This window comes from Paraburkholderia phenazinium, from assembly GCF_900142845.1.
Lineage (GTDB): Bacteria > Pseudomonadota > Gammaproteobacteria > Burkholderiales > Burkholderiaceae > Paraburkholderia > Paraburkholderia phenazinium_A.
In genome coordinates, this window is the sequence record NZ_FSRU01000001.1 from 1358579 (window position 1) to 1382725 (window position 24147).

The window sequence follows — 24147 nt, forward strand, 5'->3', positions numbered from 1 at the left end:
CGCGACAGGCTATATTGCTGAAATAGTGCGTGTGCCGTCCCCAATAACCTTGCCCATCTCATTCGGCGTCCCATGCAGGCTCTCAGCTTTCTACCCGACAGCTTTGCGGAATACGAGGATTTGAAGGCGATTCTCGACGCCGGCAGTGCCAACTTCGACATTCGCACGCTGTGCGAGGCGCGGGTGCACGGCCGGACCTTTCCGGTGCTGACCGCGAGCATCGGTTCGAGCGATCCGCTGGCGCCGGCCATTGGTTTCTTCGGCGGCATTCATGGGCTCGAGCGTATCGGCACGCAACTCGTGCTCGACTACATGCGCTCGCTGCTGTCGCGGCTCGAATGGGACGAGCTGCTGGTGCGGCAATTGCAATCGATTCGTCTGATCTTTATGCCCATCTGCAACCCGGGCGGCATGTGGGCGGCGACGCGCGCCAATCCGAACGGCGTCGACCTGATGCGCAATGCCCCGCAGGACGCCGACGAACGCGTGCCGCTGCTGGCGGGCGGCCAGCGCCTCGGCGCCTGGCTGCCCTGGTATCGCGGACGGCGCGGCGCACCCATGGAGGTGGAGGCCGCGGCGCTGCTGAAGCTGGTCGAAACCGAACTGGCCTCGCGGCCGCTCAGCTTCGCGCTCGATTGCCACTCGGGTTACGGCTGGGCCGACAGCATCTGGTTTCCGTATGCGCGCACTCGCAAGCTGATGCCGCATCTGCCTGAGATGTACATGCTCAAGACCATGTTCGAGCGCGCTCATCCGCATCACGGCTATGCGTTCGAACCGCAGAGCCATCAATATCTGCTGCACGGCGATCTATGGGATTGCGCGTACGATCGCGCGCCGGCGGAAAACGTGTTTTTGCCGATGACGCTCGAGCTCGGCTCGTGGCTGTGGATCAAGAAGAATCCGCGCCAACTGTTTTCGCGCCAGGGCATGTTCAATCCCGTGAAAGCGCATCGCACGGCGCGTGTCTTGCGACGCCACGCCAACCTGCTCGACTTCCTGACACGCGCCGCGTTTGCCTCGCAGCGCTGGTTGCCGCAAGGCAGCGGCCGCCAGCAACTGCTGCATCACGCGATTCAACATTGGTATCGGACGGCCGGTGTATGAGTACGTGGATCCTGTTGCGTGGACTGACGCGCGAGACGCGGCACTGGGGCCGGTTTCCGGCTATCCTGCATGACGCCGTCAAGACCGACAGCTTGTTGCAGCTCGATCTGCCGGGCAACGGCGCGCTCGTCGAGCAACGCGCGCCCGCTGAAGTGGCGGCGATGGTCGGCTTCGTGCGGCTCGCGGTAGCGCAAAGCAGCGTGCCCGGTCCATACCGCGTGTTGGCGATGTCGCTGGGCGGGATGGTGGCGACGGCGTGGGCGCAACAATACCCTGACGAGATCGAGCGGCTGGTGCTGATCAATACCAGCATGCGGCCGTTCAGCAGCATGACCGAGCGTCTGCGTCCGCAGGCATGGCCGGGACTGCTGCGAGTGGCGTTCGACTGGCGAAGCGCACGCGAAGCCGAAACCGGCATTCACCGGTTGACCTGCAATAATCCGGCAGGACTCGCGGACGATCTCGCGGCGTGGAGTGCGATTCGCGAGAGCGCGCCGGTGAGCCGGCCCAACGCGCTGCGTCAGTTATGGGCAGCGGCGCGTTTTAACGCCGGTGTTGAGGTGCCGCGCTGTGCGACCTTGATTCTGTCGTCCGCCGCCGACCGGCTGGTGAACCCGGTCTGTTCGGCGCGGCTCGCGGCGGCGTGGGGCGCGGCGCATCTGCAGCATCCGTGGGCCGGACATGATTTGCCGCACGACGACCCGGTGTGGACGAGCGAGGCGGTCGGCGCGTGGCTGCCGCAAGCAGCGGATACGACCGGGACACTGTTTTGACACTAAGGAGATGACTGCATGTATTCACGTTTTGCCTCGCGCCGCTCGCTGGCGCGTGTTGTCACCGGCGCGTCGCTTGCGCTTGCCTGCAGCGCCGCCTGGGTTAGCAGCGCGTTCGCGCAAAGCGCTGTGCCCGCTGCGCTCGCACCCAGCGACGCAACCCACGTCATTGCCACGCTCAAGGCGAGCGGCACGCAGATCTACCTCTGCAAGCGCGACGCCAACAACAAGCTGTCATGGGCTTTCAAGGCGCCGAGCGCCGAACTGTACGACGCTTCGGGCGAGCTGATCGTCACGCATAGCGCGGGCCCCTCGTGGGCCGCCGCGGACGGCAGCAAGATCACCGGCGAGGTCCTGCAGCAGGCGCCGAGTGCCGATCAACCCGGCAGCATCCCGCTTCTGCTGCTGCGGGCAACCAACGCCGCCGGCCCGGGCTTGCTCTCGCCGGTGCGCTACGTGCAACGGCTCGACACGCACGGCGGCGTTGCGCCCACCGGTCCTTGCACGCAGGAAGGACAAGAAGGCCGCAGCCCTTATATCGCCCGCTACGTGTTCCTCGGCTGAGGCCGATCAGCGAGCGTAATGCCGCGCTGATCGGAGGTCCAGTTGAAAGTCGATGTGCGGATGCACATTGACTTTCAACTATCGGGCGCATAATTCTCTTCTAAACGATGCAGTCGATTGCCGCCCGTTGTGGAGGAGATCATGCAAGCGAAGAACGAAGAATCCGTTGCGCACCTGCTGAACGACGTCGTCGAATTCGCTCGTGGACGATTGCCGGAACCGGCATTCGCTGTCGTCGAACCTTTCCTGCGCCATTACTACGACTTCGTCGACGCCGACGATCTGCAAAGCCGCGCGATTGCCGACCTGTATGGCGCCGCGCTGGCGCATTGGCAAACGGCCCAGCGTTTCGTGCCCGGCAGCGAACGGCTGCGCGTCTATAACCCGATCCTCGAGCAGCACGGCTGGCATTCGGACCACACGGTCATCGAAATCGTCAACGACGACATGCCGTTCCTGGTCGATTCGGTGTCGATGGCGGTCAACCGCCTGGGGCTCGCGCTGCATTCGGTCGTGCATCCGGTGTTTCGCATCTGGCGTGGCGCCGACGGCAGCATTGTGCGTGTCGGGCAGGGTGCCGAAGACGCGGCTGACACGCAATCGCAACTGGCCTCGTTCATCCACTTCGAAGTCGACCGCTGCGGCGACGCCGCCAAGCTCGATGGGCTGCGCGACGATATCGCCAAAGTATTAGGCGACGTGCGCGCGGCGGTGGAGGACTGGCCGAAGATCGTCGAGATTGCGCGCACCACGATCAAGGACATGAAGGGGCGCGAAGCCGGTGCGGAAGGCGCTGAGGCGCGGGCCTTCCTCGAATGGATGGTGGACAACCACTTCACCTTCCTCGGCCAGCGCGACTATGAACTGGTTTCGCATGACGTCGGCTTCGGCTTGCGTGCGCTGCCGGAATCGGGTCTCGGCATTCTGCGCGACACGCTGCGGCCCGTGGGCGCCGCCGACGTCACACCGTTGCCGGCCGCCGCCGCGCAGATCATCACCGGCGCCTCGCCGATCTTCCTCACCAAAGCGAACACGCGTGCTACCGTGCATCGCCCCGGTTATCTCGACTACGTGGGCATCAAGTTGACGGGCGCGGATGGCAAGACCATCGGCGAGCGGCGTTTTATCGGCCTGTATACGTCGACGGCGTATCTCGTGTCGGCGGCGGAGATTCCGATCGTGCGCCGCAAGTGCGCCAACATCGTGCGGCGTGCCGGCTTCCTGCCGAAAGGGCATCTGGCGAAATCGCTGGTGACGGTGCTCGAAACCTATCCGCGCGACGAACTGTTCCAGGCCGAAGAGGACCAGCTTTACGACATCGCGCTTGGCGTGCTGCGTCTCCAGGAACATCAGCGCACGCGCCTGTTCGTGCGGCGCGATCGCTTCGACCGCTTCGTGTCGTGTCTGGTGTTCGTGCCGCGCGACAAGTACAACACCGACTTGCGGCGGCGCATCGCCAATCTGCTGACCGAAGCGTTCAACGGAGCGAGTGTCGAGTTCACGCCCTTGCTCTCGGAGTCGACGCTCGCACGGATTCACTTCGTCGTGCACGCCGAACCGGGCGCGATGCCGGATGTGGACACCCGCGAACTCGAAGCGCGGCTCGTGCAGGTGACGCGCCGCTGGCAGGACGATCTCGCCGATGCGTTGCTCGACGCGTTCGGCGAGGAGCAGGGTAACCGGCTGCTGCAGCACTACGCCGATTCGTTCCCAGCCGGCTACCGCGACGACTATCCGGCCCGCACGGCCGTGCGCGATATCGAGCTGATCGAGCGCTTGCAGAGCAACGAGCGGATTGCGATGAACCTGTACCGGCCCATCGAATCCGGCCCGCGCGCGTTTCGCTTCAAGGTCTACCGCGCGGGGCATCCGATCGCCCTGTCGCGCAGCCTGCCGATGCTCGAACATCTCGGCGTGCGCGTCGATGAAGAGCGGCCGTACCTGATCGAAGCGCTCGATGCGACCCCGGCATGGATCCACGATTTCGGCCTTGAACTCGCGGACGACGCCGAATTCGATATCGAGCGCGTGAAGAATCTCTTCGAAGACGCCTTCGAGCAGGTCTGGACCGGCGAGATCGAAAGCGACGACTTCAATCGCCTCGTGCTGCGTGCCCAGCTTGCGGCGCGCGAGGTGACGATCTTGCGCGCCTATGCGAAGTACCTGCGGCAAGTCGGCTCCACGTTTAGCGATGCCTATATCGAGCGTGCGTTGACCGGCAATCCCACGATTGCCCGCAAGCTCGTCGAACTGTTCGTGGCGCGCTTCGATCCGCGGGTGGGCGACAGTCGCGAAGCGCGCGTGGAGCTGCTGCTCAAATGGATCGACACCGCGCTCGACCAGGTGCCGAATCTCGACGAGGACCGCATCCTGCGGCAGTTTCTCGGCGTCATCAAGGCCACCGAGCGCACCAACTACTACCGGCTCGATCACGAGGGGCATCCGAAGCCGTACCTCTCGTTCAAGTTCAATCCGGCGCGCGTGCCGGGCCTGCCTGAGCCCAAGCCGATGTTCGAGATCTGGGTGTACTCGCCGCGTGTCGAAGGCGTGCATCTGCGCGGCGGGCGCGCGGCGCGTGGCGGCCTGCGCTGGTCGGATCGGCGCGAGGACTTCCGCACGGAAGTGCTCGGCCTGATGAAAGCGCAGATGGTGAAAAACGTGGTGATCGTGCCGGTCGGCTCGAAGGGCGGCTTCGTGGTGAAGAACCCGCCGCCGCCCAGCGACCGCGAAGCGTGGCTGCGCGAAGGCATTGCCTGCTATCAGACCTTCCTGCGCGGCCTGCTCGATCTGACCGACAATCTGGTCGGCAACGAGATCGTGCCTCCGCCCGATGTGGTACGGCACGACCCCGACGATCCCTATCTGGTGGTGGCGGCGGACAAGGGCACGGCGACGTTTTCCGACTACGCCAACGCCATTTCGCAGGAGTACGGCTTCTGGCTCGACGACGCGTTTGCTTCGGGCGGCTCGGTCGGCTACGACCACAAGAAAATGGCCATCACCGCGCGCGGCGCATGGGAGTCGGTGAAGCGGCATTTCCGCGAGATGGGTGTCGACACCCAGACCACGGATTTCAGCGTGGTCGGCGTCGGCGACATGTCGGGCGACGTGTTCGGCAACGGCATGCTGCTGTCGCCGCATATCAAGCTGGTGGCCGCATTCGATCACCGGCATGTCTTCCTCGATCCGCAACCCGATCCCGCCGCCAGTCTGGCGGAGCGTGGGCGCATCTTTATCCTCGAACGCTCCAGTTGGGCCGACTACGATCCCGCCTTGATCTCGGCCGGCGGCGGCGTGTTTCCGCGTACGGCGAAAACGATTCCCGTGTCGTCCGCGATGCAGGCCGTGCTCGGCATCAATGCCGCTGCACTCGCGCCGAACGAACTGATTCGCGCGATCTTGCAGGCACCGGTGGATCTGCTCTACAACGGCGGCATCGGCACCTACGTCAAGGCGAGCCGCGAAACGCACGCGCAGGTCGGCGACCGTACCAACGACGCGGTACGCGTGAACGGCGCGGATCTGCGCTGCAAGGTGGTGGCGGAGGGCGGCAACCTGGGACTCACGCACCTGGGACGCATCGAATTCGCGTTACGCGGTGGGCGCATCAATACCGATGCGATCGACAACTCAGCTGGCGTCGATTGTTCGGATCACGAAGTGAACATCAAGATTCTGCTCGGCCTCGTGGTGGCGGACGGCGAGATGACCGAGAAGCAGCGCAATGCCTTGCTCGCCGATATGACCGATGAAGTCGGCCTGCTGGTGCTGCAGGACAACTACTATCAGACCCAGGCGCTGTCGATTGCGGGGCGCTACAGCGTCGAACTGTTCGATGCGGAAACGCGCTTCATGCGCTGGCTCGAACGGGCCGGGCGTCTGAACCGCGTGATCGAGTTCCTGCCGACAGACGAGGAAATCGCCGAGCGCCAGGCTGCGAAGCAAGGGCTGACCTCGCCGGAGCGCGCGGTGCTGCTCGCCTACAGCAAGATGTGGCTCTACGATGCGCTGGTCGCATCCGACATGCCGGAAGACCCCCTGGTCAGCAGCATGTTGATCGACTATTTTCCGAAGCCGCTGCGGCAGCGCTTTCGCGAGCCGATGCATCGTCATCCGCTGCGGCGCGAGATCCTCGCCACCTATCTGACGAACGCGCTGGTCAACCGGGTGGGCTGCGAATTCATCCACAGGCTGATGGAGGAGACTGACGCCCAGCCGGGCGAGATCGTGCGGGCCTGCATCATGGCTCGCGATGTGTTCGATCTCGACGAGGTGTGGCACAGCATCGACGCGCTCGATAACCGCGTAGCCGACGACGTGCAGGCGCGCATGTTCGTCGAGGTGGCGCGGCTCGTCGAGCGTGCGGCGCTGTGGTTCCTGCGGCAACTGCAAACGGGTGCCGTCAGCGACGTGACGGATCTGCTGACGCGTTGCCGCGATGCGGCCCAGCGGCTCGCGTCGCAATGGCCGTCGCTGTTGCCCGCCGCGGACCTGGAGGCGCTCTCGGAACGCCAGCGGGTCCTTGTGGATGCAGGCGTGGATAGCGAACTGGCGGTGCGCGTGGCGAGCGGCGAAATCTCCGCGGCGGTGCTCGATATTGCCGAGGTGGCGGCCAAGTGCGGCAAGGATCTCGAACGGGTGGCGGGGGTGTATTTCGCGCTCGGCACGCAGCTCAACTACGGCTGGATCGGCGAGCGTGCGAATGCGCTGCCCACGCCGACGCATTGGGACACGCTGGCGCGCGCCGCCGCGCTTGCCGAGCTGGCGCGCCTGAAGCGCGCCTTGACGACGAGCGCGCTGATGGGCGCGGAGGAAGCATCGACGCCGGAGGAGCTGGTCGAAACATGGCGTGAACAACGGGCGGCGCCGCTCGAACGTTATGCGCGCCTGCTGGCCGATCTGCGCGCCTCGGGCGGTGCGAGCCTGTCCGTGCTGCTGGTGATCGTGCGTGAAATGGCGTTGCTGGAGCGGGCTTGAAGTCGAGTGCGCAGGTGACGGCTTCGAACCCGTCGTGACGGGCCGTCGTGGTGCCGGTTGGACGGATGGGCCCCGGATTGCCCATAATGCTGACTATAGCCTTGCAAGGTCAACCCGAACTTCAACCCGAACCGGCAACCGCGCCCTGACTCATCCATGACCGATCACGTTGCTTTGAATTCTGCTGCTTCAGATCCCGCTGCTTCACATCCCGCTGTACCGCGGCTCACAAGTCTTTCGCACGGCGGCGGCTGCGGCTGCAAGATTGCGCCCGGCGTCCTCTCCGACCTGCTCAAGCGCAGCGTGCCGCTGCCGGTCTTTCCCGACTTGCTGGTCGGCACGGAAACCGCCGACGATGCAGCCGTCTACCGTCTGAACGACGAGCAGGCGATTATCGCCACCACCGATTTCTTCATGCCGATCGTCGACGATCCGTACGACTTCGGCCGCATTGCCGCAACCAACGCACTCTCCGACGTCTACGCGATGGGCGGCAAGCCGATCCTTGCGCTGGCCCTGGTCGGCATGCCGATCAACGTGCTGCCGCACGACGTGATCGCGGCGATACTGCGCGGCGGCGAAGACGTGTGCAAGGAGGCGGGCATCCCGGTTGCGGGCGGCCATTCGATCGATTCCGTCGAGCCGATCTACGGTCTTGCCGCGCTGGGCGTGGTCCATCCGCAGCGGATCAAGCGGAACGCAGACGCTCGGGCCGGCGATGTGCTGGTGCTCGGCAAGCCGCTCGGCGTGGGTGTGCTGTCGGCGGCGCTGAAAAAGAACCAGCTCGACGACGCGGGCTACGCGGCGATGATTGCCAACACAACCAAACTCAATCGTCCGGGTACGGATCTCGCCGCCTTGCCGGGCGTGCATGCGTTGACCGACGTCACGGGCTTTGGCCTGCTCGGGCACACGCTGGAACTCGCGCGCGGCGCGGGCTTGAGCGCCCATCTTCGTTACGCGGATCTCCCCTGGCTCGCCGGCGTGGAAACCTTCGCGGCTGCCGGCGTAATCACCGGAGCGTCAGGCCGCAACTGGGCTTCGTACGGAGAGAGCATTAGCCTGGACGCCGGATTGCCTGCCATTGCCCAGGCGCTGCTGACCGATCCGCAAACCTCGGGCGGGCTGCTCGTGTCCTGTGCGCCGGATAGCGTCGACGACGTGCTGGCGATTTTCCGCGCGGACGGCTTCGATCGTGCGGTGGTGATCGGCGAAATGCGTGACGGTGCGCCGCGTGTCGAGGTTGCGTAAATGACGGAGATGAAAGAAGAATCGCCGAAGGCCATCTTTTACGCGCTCGCCGCCAACCTCGGGATTGCGGTGTTCAAGTTCGCCGCGGCGACCTTTACGCAGTCCGGCTCGATGTTCGCGGAGGCGATTCACTCCACCGCCGACTGCGGCAACCAGCTTCTGCTGCTATTCGGCCTGCGTGAGGCCAGGAAGCCGCCTAGCCCGCTGCATCCGATGGGCGCGGGCCGCGAGATCAACTTCTATTCGCTGCTGGTGGCGCTGCTGCTGTTCTTCGTCGGCGGGGCGTTCTCGGTGTACGAAGGCATACACCGCCTGTTTGCGCGCGAGCCGCTCTCGCATGCGTACGTGGCGCTGGCCGTGCTGGGTGTCTCTGTGGTGCTCGAGACGTTGTCGCTCATGGGGGCCGTCAGGGAGATTCGCAAGACGCATCCCGACAAGTCCATGTGGCGCTGGTTTCGCGAAACGCGCGAATCGGATCTGCTGGTGGTGGCGGGCGAAGACATCGCGGCGCTTGCCGGCCTCGCCATCGCTTTCGTCGCAGTGCTGCTGACGATGATCACCGGCAACCCGATGTTCGATGCGCTCGGCTCGATCGGCGTCGGCCTGCTGCTGATGGTGATTGCGTGGCTGGTGGCGCGTGAAGTGAAGTCGATGATCGTCGGCGAATCGGCCGGCCCGGACGTGCGGCGCGCCATCGAAGCGCATTTGCTGGCGCGTGCCGAGATCCGCAGCATCATCAATATGATCACGCTGCAGTGGGGCCGCGATGTGGTGGTCGCGGTGCAGGCGGAGATGATCGATTATCCCAGCGGCCGCGCGATGGTCGACGCCATCAACATCGTGGAAGCCGATTTGCAGGCGACCTTTCCGCAGGTCCGCTGGGTGTTCTTCGAACCGGACGTGCCGCGCGATCAACGCGGCGGGGCGTCATATACCTGAATGACGATGCCGGGCCCCGCATCGACACGGGGCCTCTTGCATTGTGCGCGGTGCCGCGCTTATTTGAAGCCCGTCACCGCGTGCGGCACGTACAGTTCTTCGAGCTGCTTCACTTCGTCTGCGCTCAGCTTGAGCGACAGCGCCGCCACGGCATCGTCGAGATGCTGCGCTTTGGTTGCCCCGACAATCGGCGCGCTGATCACGCTCTTTTGCAGCACCCACGCCAGCGCAACCTGCGCGCGCGGCACGCCGCGGCTGGCCGCAATCTGACCCACCCGTTCGACGATCTGGCGGTCCGCGTCTTCGGTCTGCGCATACAGCGTGCGGCCGAATTCGTCGGTTTCCGAGCGTGCGCTGCTGGTGTTCCAGTCGCGTGTGAGACGGCCGCGCGCAAGCGGGCTCCACGGAATCACGCCGATGCCTTCGCTTTCGCACAGCGGCAGCATCTCGCGTTCTTCTTCGCGGTACAGCAGGTTCACGTAGTTCTGCATCGTTACGAAGCGGGTCCAGCCGTGCTGCTCGGCCACATGCAGCGCCTTCGAAAACTGCCACGCATACATGGACGACGCGCCGATATAACGTGCCTTGCCCGCCTTCACGACGTCGTGCAGCGCTTCCATGGTCTCTTCGATCGGCGTGGCATAGTCCCAGCGGTGGATCTGATACAGGTCGACGTAGTCGGTGCCGAGACGCTTCAGGCTCGCATCGATTTCCGCCATGATCGCCTTGCGCGACAGGCCCATGCCATTAGGACCCGCGTGCATGCGGCCATGCACCTTGGTTGCAAGCACGATCTCGTCACGCTTGGCCAGATCTTTCAGCGCGCGGCCCACGATCTCTTCACTGGTGCCGTCGGAATAGACATTGGCCGTATCGAAGAAGTTGATGCCGTGATCGAGCGCCTGCTTGATGAACGGGCGCGAGTCGCTCTCGCTGAGCGTCCACGGATGGTTGCCGCGATCGGACGCGCCGTAGCTCATGCAACCCAGACAAAGTCGAGAGACATCGAGGCCGGTGCGGCCCAGTTTCACATAGTCCATGCTCATGCTCCTGTGAGTAATGCCGATTGCGCAAGCGGAGGGCTCTTCGTTGGTCGAACGTGCTTTCGCGTCGCTGATCAGCCAATGCGCATACCGTGTTGAAGCATATTCGATATTGGCGCAGACTTCACGGGCCGAGACATGGACGCCGCTGCGCTTGACCCCGCTTGACCCCGTTTGACCTCGCCTGACCCCCGTTCGACCCTTCAGCGAGTCCGTCTCAGGCAGTAGCGCCCTCCCAATCCGCATGACAGAAAAAAGGAAGGACACCGATGCTGACTCGTATTCTCGCGGCAAGCGCTGCGTTGACTTTCGCGGCGTGTGCGGCTGTTTCGACAGTCCCGGCGCGCGCCGATGACGACACCGCCACGCAAAGCGCCGACGCTTCGCACGGACGCCCCGTCAAGGTGATGATCATTTCGATGTTCGGCCCCGAAGGGCAGGTCTGGCTCGATCATCTCGGCCCCTGGCAGGAGATCCCGGTTGACGGCCTCTCGCCCGATTATCCCTCGGTCCACTGCAACAAGCAGGACGTGTGCGTGATGACCACCGGCATGGGGCACGCGAATGCCGCAGCGTCGATCATGGCGCTGACTTTCTCGCAGCGCTTCGATCTGCGGCATACGTATTTCATGGTGGCCGGTATTGCCGGTATCGATCCGCAGCGCGGCACTGTGGGGTCTGCGGCATGGGCGAAGTATCTGGTCGACTTCGGCATTCAGTGGGAAATCGACGCGCGCGAAATTCCCGCTAACTGGAACACGGGCTATCTCGGCATCAATACGCAGAACCCGACACAGAAGCCCTCGCTCGACTATCGCACCGAAGTGTTCCAGCTCAATTCGCAGCTTGCCGACGCGGCGTTTGCGTTGTCGCGCAACGTCACGTTGACGGACAACGCCCAGGCGCAAGCGGCGCGTGCCCGCTATGGCTATGCGCCGGCGGATTTGCCGCCCACGGTCATCCAGTGCGATACGCTCGCGGGCGACACGTGGTGGTCGGGCACATTGCTCGGCGAACGCGCACGCGACTGGACCAGGATACTGACCGACGGCAAAGGCGTGTACTGCACGACGCAGCAGGAAGACAACGCTACCTATGAAGCGCTCAAGCGCGCGGCGAGCGCGCATCGGGTGGACCTGAACCGCGTGGCCGTGCTGCGCGCCGGATCGGATTTCGACCGGCCGTATGCGGGCCAGACGAGCGCCGATAATCTGTTGAACTATGCAGCGCAGGGCGGCTTCACGATTGCGATTGCCAATCTGTTTCTCGCCGGCAACCCGCTGGTCCAGCAGATTGTGACGCACTGGAGCCAGTGGCGTGAGGGCGTGCCTCAGCAATAAGACGCAAAGAAACGTGCGCGCGCAACGATCCGCGATCGCCGCGCGCGCCGCGTCGTGCAGTGCGGGGTGGGGTGGCTCAGGCGACCCACTCCGTCATCACCGGCGTATCCAGCACCGGCGACGATTCGCGCTGCTCGAAGGTGCGCTTCGTGCAAGGCGTGTCGAGACTGCAGCGGCCGCTCAGCAACGGGCAGCGGTCGAATAACTCCGCAATCCAGTCGACGAACACGCGCACCTTCGGCGACAGATGGCGGCTGTGCGGATAGACCGCCGAAATCGGCATGGGCAGCGGCTTGAGTTCGGGCAGCACTTCGACCAGTTGGCCCGACTCCAGATGCGGCAGCACCATGAAGAGGGCCGGCTGGATCAGGCCGAAGCCCTCCAGACCGCAGGTGACATAGGCGTCCGCGTCGTTGACCGACACCGTGCCCTTCATTTTCACCTCGACTTCCTTGCCGTCCACCTTGAAGGCCCAGTCGATCACGCGCCCCGTGCGGCTCGAAAAATAATTCACCGCGCAGTGGGTCTCCAGATCGTCGAGCGTGTGGGGCATGCCGTACTTCTGCAGATATTCGGGCGCCGCGCACGTGACGCCTTCGAAAATGCCGATGCGGCGCGCCACCAGCGACGAATCCTGCAGCGCGCCGACCCGCACCACGCAATCCACGCCCTCTTGCAGCAGATCGACCGGGCGGTCGGTCAGGCCGAGCTGCAGGTCGATATCCGGGTAGCGCGTGTGGAATTCACACAGGGAAGGGATCACCAGCAGGCGACCGATCGAGCCCGGCATGTCGATGCGCAGCTTGCCGTGCGGCTTCTTGTTGCCGCTCTGGAAGCTGGCTTCGGTCTCCTCGACGTCCGCCAGAATGCGCACGCAGCGCTCGTAGTAGGCGGCGCCGTCCGGCGTGAGCGACAGGCGGCGCGTCGTGCGATGCATGAGGCGCGTGCCGAGAAACGATTCGAGGTTCTGGATGATGGTGGTGACCGAGGCGCGCGGCAGATCGAGCGTTTCCGCGGCACGGGTGAAGCTGTTGGTGTCGACGACACGGGTGAACACCTGCATGGCCTGAAGACGGTCCATGGCTAACCTCCAAAAGGGGCCGGCGGCCCGCAACGCCAGTCGAATAGGCAGGATTAGCCCGGTTTGGCCGGGGTGCGAATTCGATTGTTTGGGCATGCCGAATTGTGTTGCCGGATTATAGGCATTTATTTAGGAGTCTGCCGAACCCACAATTCACACCATTCCAGTTCTATGCGTATTGCGCTGTTCGATATGAATGCATTCAAACCGCCGTACTCCTCCTTTGTGCCGCCTGACGTTGCGCAGGTGGCCGATGCACCGTCGGCGCGCACGGCACTCGATGTGACCGACGTGACGATCGAGGGGCACGCGCAGGACATCACGTTGCGTTTGTATCGTCCGGGCGGCAAAAGTGCGCTGCCTGTACTGCTTTATTTTCACGGCGGCGGCTTCGTGCGCGGCTCGCTGGGCGAGGCCGACTTCGCCGCGCGCTATTTCGCAGAACACTTACCGGCGCTGGTCGTCTCGGTGGGCTACTCGCTCGCGCCGCAGTTTCCGTTTCCCGCCGCGCCCGAAGATGCGCACCGCGCGGCGCTGTGGGTGCAGACCCGCGCCCGGGCGTTCGGCGGCAACACCAAACATATTGGCGTCGCGGGGCACGACGCGGGCGGCCAGCTCGCCAATTGCCTCGCCTTTATCGCGCGCGACCGCGGCGATGTGCGGATCGGCGCGCAGGCGCTGTTCGGCCCGATGCTGGACCCCAGCCTGACGCGCCTTGGCGACGAACAGCGGCTCGGCTCCGACATCACCGCCAAGGAGTGCGCGGCCTGCTATCGCGCGTATCTGCCGCAAGCCTCGCAGCGCATGCATCCGTATGCCGCGCCGCTCGAATCGGCGCGTCTGGCGGGTTTGCCCGCCACGCTGATTGCGACCGCGCAAAACGACGTGTTGCACGTCGAGGCCGAGAAATATGCCAGCAACCTGATCGATGCGGGTGTGCTGACCCAGGTGGTCCGTTATCCGAGCGTCTCGCACGCCGCGCTGGCCGACCATCCGGCCGCGTTGCAGGAAGCGGTGCGCTTCTTTCAGTGGCGCTTCGACGCGCGCGCCCACCGATAAACCGATTTCAATCCAACTAACTAACAACGACGGGAGCCGTACATGTCTATTTTTTCTACCAAGCGCCATCGTCTGGCGCTAGCCGTTCTGACTGTTGTCGTGATTGCCGGGCTCGGCACGTTCGGCGCGATTCGCGTCGATGCGAGCTCGCCCGCGCAGGCCACGCCGACCATCGTGCCGGAAGTGGACGTGGCGGCCGTGATCGAAAAAACCATCACTGACTGGCAATCCTATTCGGGGCGCCTCGAGGCGGTCGAGAAGGTCGAGGTGCGCCCGCAGGTGTCGGGCACGATCGTGTCGGTGAATTTCAAGGACGGCGCGCTCGTGAAGAAGGGCGACACGCTGTTCGTGATCGATCCGCGCCCGTACCAGGCCGAAGTGGATCGCGCCGCGGCGCAACTGGCTGCTGCGCAGGCGCAAGCCGGTTATACGCAGAGCGATTGGGAGCGTGCGCAACGCCTGATCGGCGATAACGCCATCGCCAGGCGCGACTACGACGAGAAGCAGAACGCCGCGCGCGGCGCGAGCGCCAACGTCAAGGCCGCGCAGGCCGCGCTCGAAACCGCGCAGATCAACCTGGGCTACACCAAGGTGGTCGCGCCGGTGTCGGGCCGCGTCTCGCGCGCCGAAATCACCGTGGGCAACGTGGTTTCCGCGGGTGCGGGTGCGCCGGCGCTGACGTCGCTGGTGTCGGTTTCGCCGATCTACGCCTCGTTCGATGCCGATGAGCAGACCTACCTGCAATACATCGGCCGCGAGAAGGACGGCACCAAGGTGCCGGTCCAGCTCGGGCTTGCCGATGAGTCGGGTTATTCGCGCACCGGTGTGATCGATTCGGTCGACAACCAGCTCGATACCTCGTCCGGCACGATCCGCGTGCGCGCGCGCTTCGACAATCAGGACGGCACACTGATTCCGGGTCTCTACGCCCGCGTCAAGGTGAGCGGCAGCGCGCCGCATCCGGCGCTGCTGATCGACGATGCCGCGGTGGGCACCGATCAGGACAAGAAGTTCGTGTTCGTGGTCGACAAGAGCGATCAGGTGGTCTACCGCGAGGTGTCCCTCGGGGCGATGCAGGGCAGTCTGCGCGTCGTCAAGTCGGGCCTGCAGAGCGGCGACCGGATCGTCGTCAACGGGACGCAGCGTGTGCGTCCCGGCGAGACGGTGCGTGCCCACGCCGTGCCGATGAGCGGCGACGACGATGCGGACAGCGCCTCGGTCGCACAGACGCAGGGACATGCGAAAACGCAGAAGAGCTCGTGAGCCGCGTGCTTAACGGTTGCTTCCTGCGCGCCGCTTCCCAGCGCTTTAATTTTCAGAGCCTCTCATGAACATATCCAAATTCTTCATCGACCGGCCGATCTTTGCGGGCGTGCTATCGGTCCTGATCCTGCTGGCGGGCATCATTTCGCTCTTCAAGCTGCCGATCTCCGAGTACCCCGAAGTCGTGCCGCCCTCGGTGGTGGTGCACGCGCAGTATCCGGGCGCAAACCCGAAGGTGATCGCCGAAACGGTGGCTTCGCCGCTCGAAGAGCAGATCAACGGCGTGGAAAACATGCTGTATATGCAGTCGCAGGCCAATAGCGACGGCAACCTCACGCTGACGGTGACGTTCAAGCTCGGCACCAATCCGGACCTCGCGACGCAGCTGGTGCAGAACCGCGTCAACCAGGCGCTGCCGCGCCTGCCGGACGACGTGCAGCGTCTCGGCGTGACGACCATCAAGAGCTCGCCGACCCTGACGATGGTGGTCCACCTGATCTCGCCGAACAACCAGTACGACATGACGTATCTGCGCAACTACGCGCTGCTCAACGTCAAGGACCGGCTGGAGCGTATCCAGGGCGTGGGCGAAGTGCAGTTGTGGGGCTCGGGCGACTACGCGATGCGTATCTGGCTCGATCCGCAGAAAGTCGCGCAGCGCGGCCTGACGGCCACTGACGTGGTCAACGCCATCCGCGAGCAGAACATTCAGGTGGCAGCCGGTCAGATTGGTTCGTCGCCGTCGTTGCCGGGCACGCAGTTGCAGTTGTCCGTGAATGCGCGTGGCCGTTTGCAGACCACCGGCGAATTCGGCGACATCGTCGTCAAGACCGCGCCGGATGGTGCGGTGACGTATCTGCGCGACATTGCCCGTATCGAACTGGCCGCGTCGGAATACGGCCTGCGTTCGCTGCTGGACAACAAGTCGGCGGTGGCGCTCGCAATCAACCAGGCGCCGGGCGCGAACTCGCTGCAGATCTCGGATCAGGTGCGTGCGGCAATGAAGGACCTGAAGGAAGACATGCCCGCAGGCGTGGACTACCAGATCGTCTATGACCCGACGCAGTTCGTGCGCTCCAGTATCGAGGCCGTGATTCACACGCTGCTCGAAGCGATTGCGCTGGTCGTGATCGTGGTGATCGTGTTCCTGCAGACGTGGCGTGCGTCGATCATTCCGTTGATCGCGGTGCCGGTGTCGATTGTCGGGACGTTCTCGCTGCTGCTGGCGTTCGGCTTCTCGATCAACGCGTTGTCGCTGTTCGGCATGGTGCTCGCCATCGGGATTGTGGTGGACGATGCGATCGTGGTGGTGGAGAACGTCGAACGCAATATCGAAGCGGGGCTGAGTGCGCGCGATGCGACGTACAAGGCCATGCAGGAAGTGAGCGGGCCGATTATCGCCATCGCGCTGACGCTGGTGGCCGTGTTCGTGCCGCTCGCGTTCATGACGGGTCTCACGGGTCAGTTCTACAAGCAGTTCGCGGTGACCATCGCGATCTCGACGGTGATCTCGGCGTTCAACTCGCTGACGCTCTCGCCGGCGCTGTCCGCGATGCTGCTGCGCGGCCATGGCGCCAAGGAAGACTGGCTGACGCGGGGGATGAACGTCGTGTTCGGCCGCTTCTTCAAGGGCTTCAACAAGGTGTTTCATCGCGGCTCGACTGCGTATGGCAAGGGCGTGCAGGGCGTATTGCGCCGTAAGGGCGGCATGCTGGCGGTCTACGCCATCCTGCTCGGCGCGACGGTGCTGATCACGCGTATTGTGCCGGGCGGCTTCGTGCCGGCGCAGGACAAGGAATACCTGATCGCCTTCGCGCAGTTGCCTAACGGCGCCTCGCTCGACCGCACCGAAAAGGTGATCCGCGATATGAGCGCGATTGCGCTGAAGCAGCCGGGTGTCGAAAGCGCGGTGGAGTTTCCGGGCTTGTCGGTGAATGGCTTCACCAATAGCTCGAGCGCGGGCATCGTGTTCGTCACGCTCAAGCCGTTCAAGGATCGCGGCAGCAAGGCGCTCTCCGCCGGTGCGATTGCGGGCGCGCTGAACCAGCAGTATGGCGCGATCAAGGATTCGTTCGTGGCCGTGTTCCCGCCGCCGCCGGTGTTGGGTCTCGGTACGCTGGGCGGCTTCAAGATGCAGCTGGAGGATCACGGTGCGCTTGGCTACGCGGAGCTGAACAAGGCGACGGAAGCGTTCATCAAGAAGGCTGCCACGACGCCTGAACTGGGGCCGACCTTCTCCAGCTATCAGATCAACGTGCCGCAACTGAATGTGGATCTGGACCGCGTCAAGGCCAAGCAATTGGGCGTGCCGGTGACGGACGTGTTCGACACGATGCAGATCTATCTGGGCTCGCTGTATGTGAACGACTTCAACCGCTTTGGCCGGGTGTATCAGGTGCGGGTGCAGGCCGACGCGCCGTTCCGTCAACGTGCCGACGACATCGGGCAACTGAAGACGCGCAATGCCGCGGGCGAAATGGTGCCGCTGTCTTCGCTGGTGACGGTGACGCCGACCTTCGGTCCGGAAATGGTGGTGCGCTACAACGGCTACACCGCGGCCGACATCAACGGTGGACCGGCGCCCGGTTATTCGTCGGGCCAGGCGCAGGCCGCGGCGGAGCGCGTGGCGGCGGAAACCTTGCCGCGTGGCGTGAAGCTCGAATGGACCGACCTGACGTATCAGCAGATCATCGCCGGCAATGCGGGCATGTGGGTGTTCCCGATCAGCGTGCTGCTGGTGTTCCTGGTGCTGGCTGCGCTGTATGAAAGCCTGACGCTGCCGCTCGCGGTGATCCTGATCGTGCCGATGAGCTTGCTGTCTGCGCTGACCGGGGTCTGGCTCACGCATGGCGACAACAACATCTTCACGCAGATCGGCTTGATGGTGCTGGTGGGGCTGGCCTCGAAGAACGCGATTCTGATCGTCGAGTTCGCTCGCGAACTCGAACACGACGGACATACGCCGCTGTCGGCGGCGATCGAAGCGAGCCGCATGCGGTTGCGCCCGATCCTGATGACGTCGATCGCTTTCATCATGGGCGTGGTGCCGCTGGTGCTGTCGAGCGGGGCGGGTTCGGAGATGCGTCATGCGATGGGTATCGCGGTGTTCTTCGGCATGCTGGGTGTGACGCTGTTCGGCTTGATGCTGACCCCTGTGTTCTATGTGGTGCTGCGTACGCTTGCCGGCGGCAAGATTCACGTCGCGCAAAAAGACTCGCCGCACTACGCGTTGCCGGTCACGGACGCTTGAGGAGAAAAACAATGAAACGGTTTGAATCATTACCAGGGTGGGGCCGGGCGGCAGCCAGTGGTTTGCTGGTAGCGCTGCTTGCAGCCTGCTCGGTGGAGCCGACCTATAAGCGTCCCGATGTCGATACGTCGGCAGCGTTCAAGGAAGCGCCGGTCATCGCACCGCAAGACGCGGGCACGTGGAAAACGGCTCAACCGGCCGACGACGCGCATCGCGGCGAATGGTGGCGCATCTTCGGCGACCCGGCGCTCGACGATCTGGAACAGCAGGCGGCTGCCGCTAACCAGGACCTGAAGGCCGCGGCGGCGCGCGTGCAGCAGTCGCGGGCGTCGTTGAAGGCGGCCCGCTCGGACTGGTTCCCGAAGCTCGATGCGGGTTTCGGACCGACGCGCGAAACGGTCTCGCCGGCCTCGCAGTTCCTGCCGCAAAGCAATGGTCCGGAAACCACGACGCTGTGGCGCGCGGACGGCACGGTGTCGTACGAAACGGATCTGTTCGGACGGGTCGGCTCGAATGTGAACGCGACCCAGGCCGATGCGCAGCAGAGCGAAGCATTGTTCCGTTCGGTGCAGCTCGCGTTGCAGGCGGACGTCGCGCAGAACTACTTCCAGTTGCGCGAGCTCGATACCGACCAGAACCTGTATCGCCAGACGGTGACGTTGCGTGAAGACACGCTCAAGCTGATCCAGCGGCGTTTCAACGAAGGCGACATCAGTGAACTGGATCTGGCGCAGGCCCGCAACGAACTGGCTAGCGCGCGTGCGGATGCAGTGGGCGTGGCGCGTCAACGGGCCGCGTCCGAGCATAGCCTCGCGATCCTGCTCGGCAAGGCGCCGGCGAACTTCTCGTTCCCGGAAACGCCGCTCGTGCCGGTGACGGCGAAGGTGCCGCCGGGGTTACCGTCGGCCTTGCTGGAACGCCGTCCGGACGTGGCGGCCGCCGAGCGTGCGATGGCCGCGGCGAATGCGCGCGTCGGGCTGGCGAAGTCGGCGTTCTTCCCGAAGCTCGACATCACCGGTGCGCTTGGGTATGAGTCGGCTACCTTGGGCGATCTGTTCATGTGGTCGAGCCGCACCTTCCTGCTCGGGCCGTTTGCCGGCACGGCGTTGACGTTGCCGCTGTTTGACGGTGGCCGTCGCAAGGCGAATCTGGCCCAGGCGCGCGGCAAGTACGACGAAGATGTGGCGCAGTATCGTCAGCAGGTGCTGGTGGCGTTCAAGGAAGTCGAGGACAACCTCTCCGATCTGCGACTGCTCGACGACCAGATCCAGGCGCAGGACGATGCGGTGAACGCATCGCAACGGGCGTCGCATCTGTCGCAGACGCAGTACACGGAAGGGCAGGTCAGCTATCTGGATGTGATCGACAGTCAGCGGCAAGTGTTGCAGTCGCAACTGCAGGCGAGTCATCTGGAGGGCACGCAGGCGGTGTCGACGGTCAATCTGATTCGCGCGCTGGGCGGTGGATGGGGTGAAGCAGGGGCGTCGGATGTGCCGGTGGCGGGGGCTGCTTCTGCTCCGGTTGCAGGTGCTGGGGCCGTTGCCCCGGTTGTCACCACTGCATCTGCTGCTGCGAAGGATGCGCCGCAGCAGGTAGCGAAGCAGTGAGCTTTTAGGCGGTAAGTAGTCAAGCGGCAAGGGGCGGCCAGTCGATTGCGCCCCTTGCCGCAGTTCGTTGCGTCTTCCTTTGCGTGGATGGCCTTTGCGCCTCGCGTGCCTTTCTCCGGTTCAGTCCCACCCTCCGTGCGGTCCTCGCCGCATATCGCGTTTGCCACTTTCCTTTCCAACATCCCTTGGTAGACCGCCGATTTTCAGCGGTTTATCATCTTCCGCTTGTCATCTGGAGACTCCATGAACGAACCGGGCCATCCAGCGTCGTTCGACGGGCAAGCGTCAGCGGCGATTGGCGATCTGACCGGGCTGCTCGACGCATTGCGCGCCACTGCAGCCGAGCGCGATCGCGACGGCGGCCATGCCGCTCAGGAAAAACAGTGGATCGCCGATGCGGGCCTGCTCACGCTCGCCGTGCCGCGCGAGTTTGGCGGTGCGGGTGCGCCCTGGCCTGCGATCTACGCAACGATTCGCGCAATTGCCCGCGTAGATAGCGCGCTCGCCCATCTGCTTGGCTTCCAGTGCCTGCAAGTGGTGAGTGTCGACGTGTGGGGCAATCCGGCGCAACGGGCCCGTTATCTGCGCGGCACCGTCGAGGCGCGCTGGTGGTGGGGCAACGCCGTCAATCCGCTCGACACCCGCCTGGTTGCGACCGCAACCACCGACGGCGGCTTCCGTCTGAACGGGCAGAAGGGCTTTTGCTCCGGCACGCGCGGCTCGCAGATGATGACTGTCTCGGCGCACGACCCGCAGACCGGCAAGCCGATTTTCGCCGTGGTGCCAACCACGCGTGACGGCATCACCGTGAACGAAGACTGGAATCCGATCGGCCAGCGGCAGACCGATAGCGGCAGCGTGTCGTTTGCCCAGGTCAAGATCGAAGCAGACGAAGTCCTGCACCGTTCCGAAACGCCCCCCACGCCGCACGCCACGTTACGCACGCTGGTGTCGCAACTGGTGCTGACCAACCTGTTCGTCGGCATTGCGCAGGGGGCGCTGGAAGAAGCGCGCCGCTACGTGACGCAGAATGGGCGGCCCTGGATCAGCTCCGGCGTGGAGAAGGCCACGGACGATCCGTATCTGATCCAGCGCTTCGGCGAAATGCGTCTGCAGACGGTGAGCGCGGAAGCGTTGACCGAGCGTGCCGCGCAAGCTCTCGAGAACGCCTGGCAAAAGGGCGCCGCGCTCAGCGCCGAAGAACGGGCGCACGTGGCGCTCGCCACCTCCGAAGCGAAGATTCTCGCGCACCGGGCGGCGCTCGAAGTCAGCCAGAACCTGTTTGATGCCTGCGGGGCGCGTGCCACGCACGCACCGCTTGCACTCGACCGATTCTGGCGCAATGCCCGCGTCCATACGCTGCACGATCCGCTTGACTACCGCGTGCGTGACGTGGGCCGCTACGCGCTAAGTGGAACATTGCCGGACGTTTCTTTGTACACTTGAGGCCGTCTGCGGCGCCCGAAACTGGGCGCCGCTGCTACGTCTACCTCAAGAGGTCACCGGCTTGCCATTCAATCTACCGACTACCGCTACCGCACCGTTTTGCCCATCCGAGGTTCAGGGCACGGTCGCCGTCCCGCAGGGCGCGCCGTTATGGAAGCGGATCATGCAGTTCGCCGGCCCCGGCCTGCTGATTTCGATCGGCTACATGGACCCCGGCAACTGGGCCACCGATATCGAAGCCGGCTCGCGCTACGGCTATAGCCTGCTGTTCATCGTGGTGCTGTCGAGTCTCGCGGCGATCGCGCTGCAGTGCCTGAGCATGCGGCTCGGCATCGCAACCGGCCAGGATCTCGCGCAACTGTCGCGCAGCCGCTACTCGCCGGCCGTCGCCCGCGTGCAATGGCTGCTTGCCGAAGTGTCGATCATTGCCTGCGACCTTGCCGAAGTGCTCGGCGGCGCACTCGCGTTTCACTTGCTGTTCAAGTGTTCGCTGACCACCGGCGTGATCCTGACGGCGTTCGATACGCTGATCGTGCTCGGCCTGAAGGGCAAGAATTTCCGCGACCTCGAAGCGATCATTCTCGGGCTGATCGCCACCATCGGCATTGGTTACATCGTGCAACTGGTACTCGTGCATCCGCACTGGCCGTCCGTGATGGCGGGACTCGTGCCGTCGTGGCACGCCGTCAGCGCGCGCGAGCCGCTCTACCTGTCAATCGGCATCCTCGGTGCGACGGTGATGCCGCACAACCTGTATCTGCATTCGTCGATCGTGCAGACCCGCGCGGTGAAGCGCGATTCGCGCAGCATTGCCTCGGCCATTCGCCTGTCGCGTCTCGATACGATCGTCTCGCTGGTGATTGCCCTGCTGATCAACGCGGCGATCCTGATTCTCGCGGCGGCCGCGTTCAACGCCACCGGGCACAACCAGGTCACGGAAATCGAAGACGCTTACCGGCTGCTGGCGCCGATCGTCGGCACCGGCTTTGCGGCCGTGCTGTTCGCCATCACGCTGCTGGCGTCGGGGCAAAGTTCGACGTTCACCGGCACAGTGGCTGGCCAGGTCATCATGGAAGGCTTTTTAAAGCTGAAGATTCCGTGCTGGCAGCGCCGCTTCATCACGCGAGCGCTTGCGCTGATACCCGCCTTGATCGGCGTGCAGACGCTCGGCAACGGCGCGGTGGGCACGCTGCTGGTCGCAAGCCAGGTGGTGCTGAGCCTGCAATTGCCGTTCGCCCTCTATCCGTTGATCCGTATGACTAACGATCGTGCCCTGATGGGCGAATTCGCCAATCGCCTGCCGACGCGCTTGATCGCGTGGGCGCTGTTTGTTGTGATTACAGCGGCGAACCTCTGGCTGGTCGTGCAGACAGTGGGGTGGTTGGGCTGAGCGCGATCCGCTCATGGAGCGCGGCGCCGGAAGCCGGCTTCGAATGAGCCAACCGGACAACGGTCGGCTCAGGCGGCTTCCGCGATCTGCGTAGCTTCGAGCGCTTCTTGCGCTTCCAGCCTGGCCGCTGCGGCGGCCTTCTTGGTCTTGCCGGCGCGCGACGGCGGCTGGCAGGCACCACATACGACGTTGTGCTGCAAGTCGTGCTTGTGCGCGACGAACTTGCCCGTGCAACGGCAGCACGGCGTCAGTTGCAGGATATCGGCGTCGAAGAAACGTACCAATGTCCATGCACGCGTCAGGTCCAGCACCGGTTCCGTGTCACTGTGCTTGCAGTGCTCCAGATACAGCCGGTAGCCTTTCGTCAGCGCGTCCAGATGCGAACAACGCGCTTCCTTCTTGAGGAACAGGTACGTGTTATAGAACAGCGAGGCGTGGATGTTAGCCAGCCACGTCATGTACCAGTCCGCCGAGAACGGCAACATTCCCTTGGGCGGCGAAACGCCCTTCACCTCGCGATAGAGGCGAATCATGCGGTCGCGCGACAGCGTCAATTCGCTCTCGAGCACTTGCATGCGCGCGCCGAGCTCGATCAGAGCAATGGCGCGAAACACTTCCTGCGCATCTTCCGTCAGGCTTCGCTTGAGCATCGCAGTCACCTCGTTAAGCGAATTGCTCTGCTGGCTGGCCGGCCAACAGGATAGCCGCATGCGTCGGCGCTACTTCTGCGTGCTTGCTCGTCTGCGTCAACGCCGACAACATGGCGTGATCGTTGAAACGGAAAAAGCACAGAAGCTGATCGGAAGAGGCCAGTTTGACGATTTGCGCGAGCGACAGCCCGGCAAGCAAATCGGCCAGTTCCGACGACAGGCCCAAGCGGAACATCCCGACAGGCTTGTCCTCGCGCAACATACGTTGTGCGAGCATGATGTAAGACAAATTAATCTCGCGGATAGACTCCCGCGTCTCGCTGCTACGGTCCATTTTTGTGTTTCCGAAGCCCCGAATTGCTATGTCGGCTTTTTTGCGCCGTTATGCTTTTTGTACCCTAGCCGGA

At 64.1% G+C, this 24147-nt stretch carries 17 protein-coding genes; 13 read left to right on the plus strand and 4 right to left on the minus strand.

What is annotated here, in order from left to right; all coding sequences use genetic code 11:
- Positions 1 to 72: 72 nt before the first annotated feature.
- From BUS12_RS05870 to BUS12_RS05895, 6 genes are all read left to right on the plus strand, one after another.
- Complete coding sequence (locus tag BUS12_RS05870; RefSeq protein ID WP_074294671.1) at positions 73 to 1107, plus strand: M14 family zinc carboxypeptidase; 1035 nt, start codon at positions 73 to 75, stop codon at positions 1105 to 1107.
- Entirely contained in the window at positions 1104 to 1880 is a 777-nt protein-coding gene (locus BUS12_RS05875; RefSeq protein WP_074294672.1) for an alpha/beta fold hydrolase, read from the plus strand. The genes BUS12_RS05870 and BUS12_RS05875 overlap by 4 nt, the downstream gene beginning before the upstream one ends.
- A gap of 18 nt (positions 1881 to 1898) precedes the next feature.
- Positions 1899 to 2444 carry a DUF3455 domain-containing protein gene (locus BUS12_RS05880; protein ID WP_074294673.1) on the plus strand — a complete coding sequence of 182 codons (546 nt, stop codon included), beginning with the start codon at positions 1899 to 1901 and terminating at the stop codon, positions 2442 to 2444.
- Positions 2445 to 2585: 141 nt separating this feature from the next.
- Positions 2586 to 7421, plus strand: a complete 4836-nt coding sequence (locus BUS12_RS05885; protein WP_074294674.1) for an NAD-glutamate dehydrogenase — start codon at positions 2586 to 2588, stop codon at positions 7419 to 7421.
- Between the two features lie 156 nt (positions 7422 to 7577).
- Positions 7578 to 8672, plus strand: coding sequence for a selenide, water dikinase SelD (gene selD, locus BUS12_RS05890; RefSeq protein WP_074294675.1), 1095 nt, complete (start codon positions 7578 to 7580; stop codon positions 8670 to 8672).
- Positions 8673 to 8681: 9 nt separating this feature from the next.
- Positions 8682 to 9611: a cation diffusion facilitator family transporter gene (locus BUS12_RS05895; RefSeq protein WP_074297156.1), complete on the plus strand. Its 930-nt coding sequence runs from the start codon at positions 8682 to 8684 to the stop codon at positions 9609 to 9611.
- A 59-nt stretch (positions 9612 to 9670) separates the two neighbouring features.
- Here the strand turns inward: BUS12_RS05895 and BUS12_RS05900 are convergent, their stop codons facing one another.
- On the minus strand, positions 9671 to 10651 hold the full coding sequence (locus BUS12_RS05900; protein ID WP_074294676.1) for an aldo/keto reductase: 981 nt from the start codon (positions 10649 to 10651) through the stop codon (positions 9671 to 9673).
- A gap of 272 nt (positions 10652 to 10923) precedes the next feature.
- Here BUS12_RS05900 and BUS12_RS05905 point away from each other — a divergent pair, with 272 nt between their 5' ends.
- Complete coding sequence (locus BUS12_RS05905) at positions 10924 to 11994, plus strand: purine-nucleoside phosphorylase (protein ID WP_074294677.1); 1071 nt, start codon at positions 10924 to 10926, stop codon at positions 11992 to 11994.
- 76 nt (positions 11995 to 12070) lie between these two features.
- On the opposite strand, the gene BUS12_RS05910 is transcribed toward BUS12_RS05905, so the two are convergent.
- A complete protein-coding gene (locus BUS12_RS05910; RefSeq protein ID WP_074294678.1) occupies positions 12071 to 13075 on the minus strand; it encodes a LysR family transcriptional regulator in 1005 nt (334 codons plus the stop codon).
- A 192-nt stretch (positions 13076 to 13267) separates the two neighbouring features.
- Here BUS12_RS05910 and BUS12_RS05915 point away from each other — a divergent pair, with 192 nt between their 5' ends.
- The 6 genes from BUS12_RS05915 (at position 13268) to BUS12_RS05940 (ending at position 23090) form a co-directional block, all read left to right on the plus strand.
- Positions 13268 to 14134 (plus strand): alpha/beta hydrolase, encoded by an 867-nt coding sequence (locus BUS12_RS05915; RefSeq protein ID WP_074297158.1) that lies wholly within the window; start codon positions 13268 to 13270, stop codon positions 14132 to 14134.
- A 42-nt stretch (positions 14135 to 14176) separates the two neighbouring features.
- Positions 14177 to 15397, plus strand: coding sequence for an efflux RND transporter periplasmic adaptor subunit (locus BUS12_RS05920; protein WP_074294679.1), 1221 nt, complete (start codon positions 14177 to 14179; stop codon positions 15395 to 15397).
- 64 nt (positions 15398 to 15461) lie between these two features.
- Complete coding sequence (locus BUS12_RS05925) at positions 15462 to 18647, plus strand: efflux RND transporter permease subunit (protein ID WP_074294680.1); 3186 nt, start codon at positions 15462 to 15464, stop codon at positions 18645 to 18647.
- Between the two features lie 11 nt (positions 18648 to 18658).
- A complete protein-coding gene (locus BUS12_RS05930) occupies positions 18659 to 20254 on the plus strand; it encodes an efflux transporter outer membrane subunit (RefSeq protein WP_074294681.1) in 1596 nt (531 codons plus the stop codon).
- Positions 20255 to 20497: 243 nt separating this feature from the next.
- Positions 20498 to 21700: an acyl-CoA dehydrogenase family protein gene (locus BUS12_RS05935; RefSeq protein ID WP_074294682.1), complete on the plus strand. Its 1203-nt coding sequence runs from the start codon at positions 20498 to 20500 to the stop codon at positions 21698 to 21700.
- A 61-nt stretch (positions 21701 to 21761) separates the two neighbouring features.
- Positions 21762 to 23090, plus strand: coding sequence for an Nramp family divalent metal transporter (locus tag BUS12_RS05940; protein ID WP_074294683.1), 1329 nt, complete (start codon positions 21762 to 21764; stop codon positions 23088 to 23090).
- A 68-nt stretch (positions 23091 to 23158) separates the two neighbouring features.
- On the opposite strand, the gene flhC is transcribed toward BUS12_RS05940, so the two are convergent.
- Together flhC and flhD are read right to left on the minus strand one after the other, a co-directional pair.
- A complete protein-coding gene (flhC, locus tag BUS12_RS05945) occupies positions 23159 to 23740 on the minus strand; it encodes a flagellar transcriptional regulator FlhC (protein ID WP_074294684.1) in 582 nt (193 codons plus the stop codon).
- Between the two features lie 13 nt (positions 23741 to 23753).
- On the minus strand, positions 23754 to 24074 hold the full coding sequence (gene flhD / locus BUS12_RS05950) for a flagellar transcriptional regulator FlhD (protein WP_074294685.1): 321 nt from the start codon (positions 24072 to 24074) through the stop codon (positions 23754 to 23756).
- Positions 24075 to 24147: the final 73 nt, after the last annotated feature.